Annotated in this window: 2 protein-coding genes; one reads left to right on the top strand and one right to left on the bottom strand. The window is 68.8% G+C overall.

Annotated features, from left to right (window positions below):
* Nucleotides 1–22: 22 nt before the first annotated feature.
* Nucleotides 23–1444, bottom strand: a complete 1422-nt coding sequence (locus A5643_RS04290) for a condensation domain-containing protein (protein ID WP_066852287.1) — start codon at nucleotides 1442–1444, stop codon at nucleotides 23–25.
* A 245-nt stretch (nucleotides 1445–1689) separates the two neighbouring features.
* On the opposite strand from A5643_RS04290, the gene A5643_RS04285 reads away from it, so the two are divergent.
* Nucleotides 1690–12858 carry a type I polyketide synthase gene (locus A5643_RS04285; protein WP_066852285.1) on the top strand — a complete coding sequence of 3723 codons (11169 nt, stop codon included), beginning with the start codon at nucleotides 1690–1692 and terminating at the stop codon, nucleotides 12856–12858.
* Nucleotides 12859–12873: the final 15 nt, after the last annotated feature.

The following is a 12873-nucleotide window of genomic DNA, read 5'->3' as shown; positions in this document are numbered from 1 at the left end:
CGCATCCGGCTGCGGACCCCGGCTATGCGAGCCGCCCCCAACTCCCGCTGCGGGCGACCTGTGTACACACCGAGCGCACCGCGTCCATGTACCGGACGACGGACTTCACCGCGACCGGATTATCGGGATGCATGATCGCCATGGTCGTGCCCTCCCCGTATCGGAAAATGTAAATCGTCAGCTGATAGGAGTATCGCCCGTCGGGGTAAATTCCGATGTTCTCGGCAAGTCCCATGTCAGCCGCGGCGAGAATGGCGTTGAGCGGAGCGGCGCCGCCGTGGAAGAAATTCGACACCGGAAAATTGGGTTTCGGCCAGTCCAGCCACGGCGCTAATTCACGGGCGCGGTAATACGGCACCTTCGCCATATCCAGCGCGGAATCGAACGAGGTTTGCGCCGCCCAAGCCGCTTCGTTGAAAGTGGTCGCCGCGATCGGGACGACGATCGGGATCAACCCGGTGAACCAGCCCTGAGTCATGAAATTGTCATCGGCCTTGCGAGAATCCCTCGGGGTGAGGCCGTAGTACGTGAGAGCCCCGGTGAACTCGTGTTCGACCAAGGCCAGGCAGGCGAACAAACCGCCGACAAAACGTGCACCGGCCGCTGCGCAGGCGGATTCGAATTGTTCGGTCTGGGCCGGGTCCATCAGCATCGCCGATGTCATATCGCTGCCGGTCGACTTCAGCGGATCACCCAACGGCAGCGGAAATTCGGGGAAGCCGCCACTGTTGTTCTCGGCGAATTCGATCCAATCGCGAACCTCGGGAGAATCCACTGTCAGTTCGGCCGCGTATTCACGCTCGCGAATACAGAACTGATCAAAACTGCCGGCATCGGGAAGGGTGAGGGACTGTCCGCTCCCGCTCAACGCCGAATACATTCCGTTGGCTTCGACCATCGTGGTCCCGATCAGTGTCGCATCGCCGTGCACGTGATCCATGGCGGCGAAGAAGGTGAAGCGACCCTCGTTCTGGATAATCCCGAAGGTGAAGCAACCCCACTCCAGCGGAGAGGGGATCGACACGACGTGGCTGCGAACCTCGTCTTCGGTCAGGTAGCCGTGGTCGATCGGCCCGAACTCGATATCTTCGGGATCCTCGAACGCATGCCGGACGAACTCTCCGGATTCGGTTTGTTCGAACCAACTCCGGAACGTGTCGTGGCGGCGCAGATATTCGTTGACAGCACGGTCCATCGCGTCGACGTCGCATTCGCCGGTGACTTCGCAGCTGGCGATGATCTGCCGGGAGAAGGTCAATCCCGCGGCGGTCCGCTCACAGTAGTTGCGCAGGTGCTGCTGCTGCATGTAACTGACCGGCACCGAGCTCACCGGTGCGCGCCGGGCCTTCTCCGCCGCGGCGGGCACGGGGTGCCACGAGGTGACCGAACCCGGCCGCAACGACCATTCGTCAAGCGTGCCGATCGTGACTTCGCCAATGCGCACGGCGCTGCACCTTCCCGTCCCCCGGCTGGTAGTTCGGCCGGCTCGTCACCGGCGGCCGCACGACTACACCTACCGATAACCCGCACGCCCCTTGGAGAATGCTAGGCGACAGTTGCGTCGCGGGGTACTTCTGCGTGCATACTACGTGTGATCGTGCAACATTGCCGAGCGGTGACCGTTGAGTCGCAACGGGTTTGCTGCGTTCTGGCGGAGGCATTCGAGTCCCGCCCGGGGAGGACGACGATATGGAATCTCACGAGAATTTCTGTGAGGCGGCCTCGAGGTTTGCCATCATCGGCTACGGGGCGCGCTTTCCCGAGGCAGCGGACGCGGACGCCTTCTGGGGGGTATTGCGGGACTGTCGGGATGCGGTCTCCGAGGTGCCGCCGGACCGCTGGGATGTCGATGAATTCTTCGACCCGGAACCCGGCGCCCCGGGCAAGGTGGCGACCCGGCGGGCCGGATTCGTCGAGGACGTCACCGGATTCGATGCACCGTTTTTCGGGATCTCGGTGCGCGAGGCCCGGCTGCTGGACCCACAGCACCGGTTGCTGCTGGAGACCGCATGGCGCGCCGTGGAGCATGCGGGTATCGCACCGACGTCGCTGGCCGGGAGCAACACCGGCGTTTTTGTCGGCCTTGCCACCCACGACTACCTGGGGATGGCCTCCGACGAACTGACCTACCCGGAGATCGAGGCCTATATGGCGATCGGGACGTCGAATGCGGCGGCCGCGGGGCGGATCAGTTTCCGCCTGGGGCTGCAGGGCCCCGCCGTCGCGGTCGACACCGCGTGCAGTTCGTCGCTGGTCGCTATCCACCAGGCGTGCCAAGCCCTGGGCGCGGGTGAATGCGACCTTGCGCTGGCCGGCGGTGCCAACGTTCTGTTGACCCCGGCGACGATGATCACGTTCTCGCAGGCCCACATGCTCGCCCCGGACGGCCGGTGCAAGACCTTCGACGCAGCCGCGGACGGCTACGTCCGAGGTGAGGGCTGCGGCGTGGTGGTCCTCAAACGTCTCGAAGACGCGATCCGCGACGGTGACCACATCCGGGCCGTGATCCGCGGCAGCGCCGTCAACCAGGACGGCGCATCCGGGGGGCTGACGGTGCCCAACGGCGTCGCCCAGCAGCGGGTCATCGCCGATGCGCTTCGGCGCGCCGGCCTGCAACCCCACGACGTGGGGTACCTGGAAGCGCACGGCACCGGGACGTCGCTGGGCGACCCGATCGAGGTGCAGGCCGCCGGCGCGGTGCTCGGAACCGGGCGTGCGCCCGACGAACCGCTGCTGATGGGGTCGGTGAAGACCAACATCGGGCATCTGGAGGCGGCCGCGGGGATCGCCGGGGTTCTCAAGGTCGTGCTGGCCCTGGAGAACGAGCTGATCCCGCGGCACCTCAACTTCGAGAACCCCTCGCCGCACATCCCGTGGGACCGGCTCGCGGTGCGGGTCGTCAAGGAGGCCACCCCCTGGAAACGCGACGGGCAGCGGCCACGGATCGCGGGGGTCAGCTCCTTCGGATTCGCCGGGACCAACGCCCACGTCATCATCGAAGAGGCTCCGGTCGCAGCCGGGCGGTCGGTCGTGGCGCCGGACCTGGCTGAGGAGCCGACGAGCCCGCGGTTCGATATCTTGCCGCTGTCGGCGCGCACCCCGGCCGCGTTGGCCCGGCTCGCCGCCGACTACCGGCACTGGATGGGGGAGCATCCCGCGGCCACCCTGGCCGACGTGTGTCTCACCGCAGGGGCGGGGCGCGCCCACTTGGAGCATCGAGCCGCGCTGGTGGTCAATGGCAGGCAGTCCGCGGTCGACCTGCTCGGCGCGCTCGCCGATGAGCGTCCCGCGCCCGGTCTGGTCCGCGCGGAGTCCCACGGCACGCCGAAGACCGCGTGGCTGTTCACCGGTCAGGGCAGTCAATACCCCGGCATGGCCCGGGCGTTGTTCGACACCGAACCGGTCTTCGCCGACACCGTGAAACGGTGCGCGGCAGCGATCTCCGATGTGCTCGAAAAGCCGCTACTGGACGTGATCTTCGATACGGCCGGACCGGATGGCGAGGAAACCCTGCGGAACACCGCCTACGCCCAGCCCGCCCTCTACGCGGTTGAGATGGGGTTGGCACGGCTCTGGCAGTCGTGGGGGCTGGAGCCCGACGTGGTGCTGGGCCACAGCGTGGGCCAGTATTCAGCGGCCTGCGTCGCGGGAGTGTTCAGCCTGGAGGACGGCTCCCGACTGATCGCCGAACGCGGTCGACTCTTCGGCAGTCTTCCCGCAGGCGGGCGGATGGCCGCGGTGTTCGCCGCCGCCGAGCGGGTCGAGAGTCTGGCCGACGAGTTCCCGTCGCTCTCCGTCGCCGCCTACAACGGCGCCAACACCGTGCTGTCCGGCCCCGCATCGGATCTGGAGAAGGCGGTCGCCGCACTGGGCGCCGACGGGGTGCGCTGCGATTGGCTGGACACCAGCCACGCCTTCCACTCGTCGTTGCTCGATCCGATCCTCGACGAATTCGAGTCCTACGCCGACGGATTCACCTTTCAGACGCCGCGGTGCATGCTGATCGACAACCGCACCGGAGCCGCCCTCGGCCGGAGCGTGCAGCTCGACGGCGCCTACTGGCGCCGGCACGCACGCCAGCCGGTGGAGTTCGCCAAGAGCGTGCGCACCCTGGCGGAACTGAACTGCAAAGTGCTACTGGAGATCGGCCCACAACCGGTCCTCACGGCCGCAGCGCTGCGGGCGTGGCCCGATCCGGCTACCGCGCCGCAGGCGATCGCTTCGCTGCGCCGGAACACCGCCGACGATCGGCAGATCATCGAGGCTCTGGCCGCGGCCTACACCGCAGGCAGTCTCCCCGACTTCGCAGCGGCCGCCCGGCAGTCCGCATGCAAAGTGGACCTGCCCACCTATCCGTTCGAACACCGCCAGTACTGGTATCGCGACAATCGTGAACAGCCCAACGCGTTGCAGAACGTGCCCGCCCGCACCCGAGCCGTCGCGCTGCTCGAAGACGGACGGATCGAGGAGCTTGCCGCGCTGCTCGACGGACCGGACGGGGACGGCCGGACGGTGAGCGTGCTGGCCAAGCTTGCGGCCCAACACAATCGGCAGCGGACAACTCAGTCCATCGCCGACGGCCGCTACGAGATCCGGTGGGAGAAGTCCACCACTCCGATCGCAAACGCGGAAACCGGCGGACAGACCGCCTGGCTTCTCATCGGGGACGGCACCGACGCCGTCAAGCCCCTGGCCGCTGCGCTCGCCGAGCGCGGGGAGCCGTGCCGGATCGTCGGATTGCCGTTGACCGAGGTCGACGAGGAACAGCTCGCCGAGGAGTTGCGCGCCGCAGTGGAAGCGGAGTCGACGTCGGGGACGGAGCTGCGCGTGGTCCACGTGGCCGCGCTGGGGCCGGAAGCCGAGCCCGCCACCCGGTCGCTGTCGCGGATGCAGCATCAGATCCTGACGGGAACCCGACGGCTGTTCCGCGCCGCGGCCGCTGCCGAACTGCGCCGACCGATCTGGCTGGTGACCCGTGGAGCACAACGGGTCCTCGACACCGACCCGGTGTCACCGGATCAGAGTTGCCTGTGGGGCTTCGGTCGTGCCGCAGCGCTGGAGATGCCGCACCTCTGGGGCGGCCTGGCCGACCTCACGGCCGGCTCCGCTGAGGAATGGTCGACGCTGCTCGCCCGGATCGCCGCGCGGGCCGGCTCCGGCAGCCGGGAAGACCAGTTGGCGCTGCGCGGGTCCGAAACCTTCGTCCCCCGGCTGGTCCGGAGCGCCGAGCCGCCCAGCGGCACGCCGCTGCCGTTGCGTGACGACGCAACCTATCTGGTGACCGGCGGTCTCGGCTCCATCGGGATGGAAATCGTCGGCCACCTGGCGGCACAGGGCGCCAAGCACCTGGTGCTGACCGGCCGGCGTGGCCCCGGCGACGAGGTCCGGCGGCGCATCGATGCACTGAGTGAACAGTACGGCTGCGATATCCGTGTCATCGGCGCCGACGTCGCCGACGCCGACGATGTCAGCCGCGTACTCGCCGCCGTGCAGGCCGAGCTGCCGCCGCTGGCGGGCATCATCCACGCGGCGGGCGAACTCGGCACCACCCCGTTGAGTGACCTGACCGACGACGAGGTCAATCGCGTCTTCGCCGGGAAGGTCTGGGGTGCTTGGCACCTGAGTGAGGCCACCGCGGAGCGGAACCTCGATTTCTTCATCAACATCTCCTCGATCGCCTCGGTGTGGGGCGGATTCGGGCAGACCGCCTACGGTGCGGCCAACGCCTTCCTCGACGGGATGGCCTGGCGGCTGCGCCAGCGGGGGACCGCCGGCGTCAGCGTGAACTTCGGGCCGTGGTCGACGGGTATGGCCGACCCGGAGTCGCGGGCGCGCTTGGATCAGCGCGGCGTCAAGACGCTCGGGCCCGCCGACGCGCTCGCCGGCCTCGCCGAGGTCGTGGCGGGTTCGGGTCGGGGCCCCGCGCAGGGGGTCATCGCCCGAATCGATTGGGCACGGTTCCTGCCGCTCTACCAGCAGGCGGGCCGGCGGGCCTTCCTGGCCGAGTTGGAACGCGAAGTGCCCACCCGGGAAGCCGACGCGGCCGCGGCGGTGACCTCGTCGGGGAAGACGGCCTTCGTCGAGCGGCTCGGCAACGCCCCCGTGCAGCAACGGAAGCGTCTGCTCAGCGATTACCTGCGGGACACGGTCGCCGACGTGACCCGGGTGGACCCGGCCGAGATCCACGAGGACGCCGGGTTCTTCGACCTGGGCATGGACTCGTTGATGGCCGTCGAATTGCGGCAGCGGATCGAGCAGGGGCTGGGCCGGAACATCCCGGTGACCCTGGTCATGGACCACCCCCGGCTCTCCGATGCGGCCCGGTATCTGCTCGGCGAGGTGCTCGGCCTGGACGAGGCCGCCACGGTCGACGGAACGGGGTCGCGTCCGGCCGGCGCGGCGCCGACCCGCACCGACGAGCCGATCGCGATCATCGCGGTCTCCTGCCGGTTCCCCGGCGCAGCCGACCCCGAAGCATTCTGGGAACTGTTGGCCGCCGGCGGCAACGCGATCCGCGAGATTCCGGAGGATCGTTTCGATATCGACGAGTTCTTCGACCCGGATCCCGAGACCGCGGGCAAGACCTACACGCGTCGCGGCGGATTCCTCGACGCCGTCGACGGATTCGATCCGGAATTCTTCGGTATCTCCCCGCGGGAAGCCGGCTGGATCGAACCCCAGCAGCGACTGATGCTCGAGACGGTCTGGGAAGGCCTCGAACGCGCCGGCTACGCCCCTGCCGGTCTCCGCGGCAGCCGGACCGGCATCTTCGCCGGTGTGGGCGCCAACGAGTATGCACACCTGCTGTCGTCGGAGTCCGTCGACAAGATCGAGCCCTACTTCATCACCGGCAACGCCGTCAACGCCATCTCCGGCCGGGTCGCTTTCGCGCTCGGGTTCGAAGGACCGGCGGTGGCGGTCGACACCGCGTGCAGTTCGGCGCTGGTCGCGGTCCATGAGGCCTGCCAGGCGTTGCACGCCGGGGACTGCGACATGGCCTTGGCGGGCGGGGTGAACGTCCTGCTGAGTCCGGTCACGTTCATCGCCGCCTCCCGCGCACGGATGCTGTCGCCGGTCGGCCAGTGCAAGACCTTCGACGCCTCCGCCGACGGCTACGTGCGCAGTGAGGGCTGCGGCATGCTGGTGCTCAAGCGGCTCAGCGACGCCCAGCGCGACGACGATCGCGTCCTGGCGGTGATCCCCGCCAGTGGAGTCAACCAGGACGGCGCCTCCAGCGGTTTGACGGTCCCCAACGGCGGTGCCCAGCAGCGCCTTATCGGATCGGTGCTGGCTCGGGCCGGCCTGTCCGGCGGCGACGTCGACTACCTGGAGGCGCACGGAACGGGCACCCCGTTGGGGGATCCCATCGAGGTGCAAGCCGCCGCGGCCGCCTTCGGCGGGGCACGGGAGGCGGACCGGCCGTTGCTGCTGGGGGCGGTGAAGACCAACGTCGGTCACCTCGAATCGGCCTCCGGCGCCGCCGGTCTGATCAAGGTCGTGTTGTCGCTGCAGCACAACACGCTGCCGCAGAGCCTGCACTTCGACACCCCCTCACCGCACATCCCGTGGGATTCGCTGCCGGTGCGCGTCGTCGACACGGCGCTGCCGTGGTCTCCCAACGGCCGGGTGCGCCGAGCCGGGGTGAGCTCGTTCGGGTTCACCGGCACGAACGCCCATGTGCTGGTCGAAGAGGCTCCGAGCGTGGCGGTCCCCGACACGCAGACCCAGGTTCAGCCGGGCGATCCGACCGGGTCGGCCCACCGCAGCGGCGTAACCGAATCGACCGAAGACGACGCCGCCCCGACCCAGGGTCGCGGCGCGGAGCGGCCAGGTCACGGGGTCAACGTGCTGACGCTCTCCGCCCGCTCAGCGGAGGCGCTGACCGCGGTGGTCGGTCGTTATGAGGCGTGGTTGGCCGAGAACCCCGATGTCGACCTCGCCGATGTCTGCCTGACCGCAGGAGTAGGCCGTTCGCACTTCGAACATCGCGCGGCGTTGGTGGTGGATTCGGTGCAGAGCGCACGAGACGGCCTGGCCGACCTGGCCGAAAACCGGCTGCGGCCGGGCATCGTGCGCGGCGAACACGCCAACCATCCGACGACGGCCTGGTTGTTCACCGGCCAGGGCAGCCAATATCCCGGGATGGCGCGGGAGTTGTTCGACACCGAACCGGTGTTCGCCGAGACCGTCACCCGGTGCGCGGACACTCTCCGCGACCTGCTGCCGGTACCGCTGCTGGAGGTGATGTTCGCCACCGATCGAGCGGCCGACGAACGCCTGCGGGACACCTCCTACGCACAGCCGGCCCTGTTCGCCGTCGAGATGGGCCTGGCTCGGCTCTGGCAGTCGTGGGGTATCGAACCGGACGTCGTCCTCGGCCACAGCGTGGGCCAGTACGCGGCGGCCTGCGTGGCCGGGGTCTTCAGCCTCGAAGACGGCATCCGCCTGATCGCCGAGCGCGGGCGGCTGTTCGGCAGCCTCCCCGAAGGAGGGCGGATGGTGGCGGTGTTCACCGACGCCAAGCACGTCGAGGAGATCGCCGCCGAGTTCCCGCGGGTCTCGGTCGCCGCCTACAACGGTCCGAACACCGTGCTCTCCGGTCGGGGAGAGGATCTGGAGCAGATCGTCGACCGATTCGAGGCCGACGCGATCCGCTGCACCTGGCTGGAGACCAGCCACGCGTTCCATTCGGAGCTACTGGACCCGGTGTTGGACGAATTCGAGTCCTGCGCGGCGGAGTTGCGGTTCGAGCTTCCGACGTTGCCGCTGGTGTGCAACCGCACCGGGGCGGTGCTCACGGCGCAGACCCCGATCGACGCGGGCTACTGGCGTCGGCATTCCCGCCAGCCGGTGCAATTCGTCGAGAGCGTGCGAACCGTTGCCGCACTGGGTTGTTCGGTGTTGATGGAGATCGGGCCACAGCCCGTGTTGATCGGGGCGGCGGTCCAGATCTGGCCGGAGCATCTCGCCGCGCCGCGGGCGATCGTCTCGCTGCGCAAGGGCACCGACGATCGGCGTCAGGTCGCCGATGCGCTGGCCACCGCCTACGTCAGCGGTCATCTGCCCGACTTCGCCGCCCTGGCCGGCGGGCCGCGGCACCGGCTCGTCATGCCCACTTATCCCTTCCAGCGCCGGCGCTTCTGGCCCAAGACCTCCGGCATCGCCGGCTCCGGAATCCAGGGTGACGTGGTGTCGTCGATCCTGGGCAGCGCAAAGGATCTGGCCTCCGGGGAGGTGGTCTACACCAGCCGGCTGTCGGTCAGATCGCAGCCGTGGCTCGCCGACCACGTCATCTACGGCACCGTCGTCGTACCCGGGGCGACGTATGCGGCGATGGCCCTGGCCGCGGTCGGTCCGCCGGCGCGGGTGAAGGACGTCTTCTTCTACGAGCCGATCATCCTTCCCGAGAAGAGCTCTCGTGAGGTCCAGCTGACCCTGCATCCGTCGGAGACCGAGGGCGAGTGGAGCTTCCGGGTGCACAGCCGCCCCTACGGTGAACGCGGCACCGATTGGTCGTTGAACGCCGATGGCACCGTCAGCGCCGGAGCCGCCGCCGAGGATCCGGCCGCGGAGCCGGTGGACCCGATCGACACCGCCACCGAGCGGATGAGTCGGATGCGCCCCCAGGAGCTGTTCGAGGTCTTCGCCGACATGGAGTTGGCGTGGGGCCCGACGTGGTCGGGCTCGCTCAAATCGCTGTGGCTCGGCGAGGGGGAGGCGATCGGCGACATCACCGTCGGCGAGGAGCTCGCCGAGCAACTCGGCTCGGAACCGATGCACCCGGTGTTGATGGACCTGTGCACCGGCGTGGCCTTCCCGGCGTTTCCGGCGATGCTCGCGGCCGAGCAGGGCGTCAACGATCTGTTCCTCCCGCTGCGGTACGGGCAGGTGAGCCTGCGGGCGCGGATGCCGCGCCGGTTCTACTGTCGAGCGCGGTGGCACACCAGCGCGCTCGACAGCGAGACGCAGGTCTTCGACCTCGACTTCCTGGACCGGGACGGCAGTCCGTTGGGCGGGATCCGGGAGTTCACCGTCAAACGGGCGCCCCGCGAGGCGCTGCTGCGCGGTCTGGGCGGCGACAGCGCCCGGTTGCTTTACACCCTGGGCTGGCACGAAGTGCCGTTGCCCGACGGCGAGACCGGCGAGATCAGCGGCACCTGGCTGATCGCCGGCTTCGACGAGCTGGCGGCGAGGGTCCCGGGCTGTATCCCGGTCCAACCGGCCGCCGACACCGAGCCGCTGGGCGAGCTGCTCGACCGGGCCCAGGACCGCGGCATGCCGTTCGCCGGTGTCGTATGGCGATGCGCCGCGGCCGGAGCCGACGAATCGGCCGCCGACGTCGCCGCGCGGATCGAGGCGGAGGTCGCGAACCTGCTCGGCGCCGTCCACGCCGTGCAGGCCGGCAAGGTGCGACTGCCCGGCGGCCTGTGGATCGTCACCGAGCAGGCCGCGGCCACCGAGTCCGGCGAGCCAGTCGATCCCGCACAGTCGGCATTGTGGGGGCTGGGGCGCACGGTGATCAACGAGGAGCCCGGGCTGCGGTGCAGACTGCTCGACTGCGATCGATCGCCGGAGGTGGCACGGGCCGTAGCCGACCTGCTGGCCGCACCGGTCGACGAGCCCGAACTCGCCTTCCGTCGGGGGAAGCTGTTGGCCTCCCGGCTGGTGCCGTGGGCGCGCAGCGGCCATCCGACGGTGCCGCGCTCCACCGATTACGTGTTGGCGCCGACCGAGCGCGGCGCGATCGACAACCTGCGGCTGGTCGAGACCGAGGTACCTCCGCCCGACGAGGGCTACGTGCAGGTCCGGGTGGAGGCCGCCGGCCTGAACTTCCGCGACGTGCTCAACGTACTCGGCCTCTACCCGGGTGATCCCGGACCGATCGGAGGCGATTTCTGCGGCGTCGTCACCGAATTGGGTGACGGCGTCACCGGCTTGGAGGTCGGTCAGCGCGTCTACGGCTTCATGCAGGGGGCGTTCTCCACCCGGTTCAACGTGCCGGCCCAATTGCTGGCGCCGGTGCCCGAGGGGCTGAACCCGGTCGCGGCGGCCACTATCCCGGCAGCGGCGCTCACCGCGCGGCTGGCGTTCGATTGGGCGAAACTGCAACCGGGTGACCGGGTGCTGATCCATGCCGCCAGCGGCGGTGTGGGATTGGCCGCGATCCAGATGGCTCAGCAGCACGGTGCCATCGTCTTCGCAACCGCCAGCACCTACAAACGCGACACCCTGCGCAAGATGGGTGTGCAGTACGTGTACGACTCGCGGACCACGGACTTCGCGGACCAGATCCTGGCTGACACCGAAGGCACCGGTGTTGACGTAGTCCTCAACAGCCTGACCAACGAGGGATTCCTGGAGGCGACCGTGCGGGCTACCGCACAGAACGGCCGGTTCGCCGAGATCGCCAAGCGGGACATCTGGACCCCCGAGCAGATGGCCGCAGCCCGCCCCGACATCGCCTACGAGATCGTCGCCTTGGATGTGACCACCCTGCAGCGTCCCGAGCACATCAAACGGCTACTGACCGAGGTGTCGGAGGGAATGGAACGCGGCGAGTGGAAGCCGCTGCCCGCGGAGATCTATCCGTTGACCGAAGCGCGGGCCGCGTTCCGCCGCATGCAGCAGGCCCGCCACATCGGGAAGATCGTTCTGCAGATCCCGAATCCACTACAGCCGAGAGCGGATCGGAGCTATCTGATCACCGGCGGCCTCGGAGCGATCGGGTTGCACACCGCGGCGTATCTGGCCCAGCGAGGTGCGGGTGACCTCGTGCTGACCAGCCGCGGAGAACCCGACGCCGAGGCGCAACGGGTGATCGACGAGATCACCGACCGTTATCGGTGCCGCATACACGTGTACCCCGCCGACGTCGGCGACGAATCCGAGGCGGCGGAGCTGTTGGCCAAGGCCCGTGCGGAGCTTCCGCCGCTGGCCGGAGTGGTGCACCTGGCCGGTGTGCTCGACGACGCGTTGCTGTCCCAGCAGAACGTCGAGCGATTCCGGACGTCGTTGGCGCCCAAAGCGTACGGTGCCTGCCATCTGGACCGGCTCACCGCCGATGACGACCTGGACTTCTTCATCGTGTCCTCGTCGGTGTCCAGCTTGTTCGGTTCGCCCGGGCAGTCGAACTACGCGACGGCCAACGCGTTCCTCGACGGGTTGGTCGCGCAACGGCAAGCGCGCGGCCTACCGGCCACCGGAATCAACTTCGGACCGTGGGCCCAGGGTGGGATGGCGTCGTCGGAGACCGCCAAGACCAATATCGGGGCGCAAGGGCTGGTTCCGCTGGAGCCGTCCGCGGCACTGGCGGCCCTCGCCGAGGTCGTCGCCAGCGGGAATGCCCAGGCCGCCGTGATCAAGGCGAACTGGCAGCGGGCGGCGAAGGTGCTGGGCAGTTCCCGTCCGCCCATCCTGGATCTCGTGCTGCCCAGTGCGGTCGGGGAGGCGACCGGGGATAGCGAATTGCTGAAGCGCCTGCAGGAGATCCCGGTACCGCAGCGGGCCGGGTTCGTGACCGAGTTCCTGCAGAGCGAGGTGCAGACCTTCCTGCGGCTGGCGCAACCGCCCGCCGCGACGAGCCGGTTCCTGGATCTGGGCACCGACTCGTTGATGGCGATCGAGCTGCGCAACCGGTTGCACAGTCAATTCGGCGGGGCGTTCACGATCAATGCGACCGCGGTATTCGACTACCCGACGATCGGGGGACTGGCCGAATATCTGGTGAACCAGCTACCCGACGCGGAAGCACCGGAAGCACCGGAATCAGCGTCTGAACAGCCGGACACACCGTCGGCACAGGCCGCATCGGCCGGCCCGGCGGATGAGGACGCGGTGGCACCCGGCGCCACGGAGTGACCGGGCGCTGCGGGG

The organism is Mycobacterium sp. 1274756.6, assembly GCF_001668625.1.
Lineage (GTDB): Bacteria > Actinomycetota > Actinomycetes > Mycobacteriales > Mycobacteriaceae > Mycobacterium.
The sequence above is the reverse complement of the archived record's forward strand: the minus strand, read 5'-3'. Positions and strand labels throughout refer to the sequence as shown.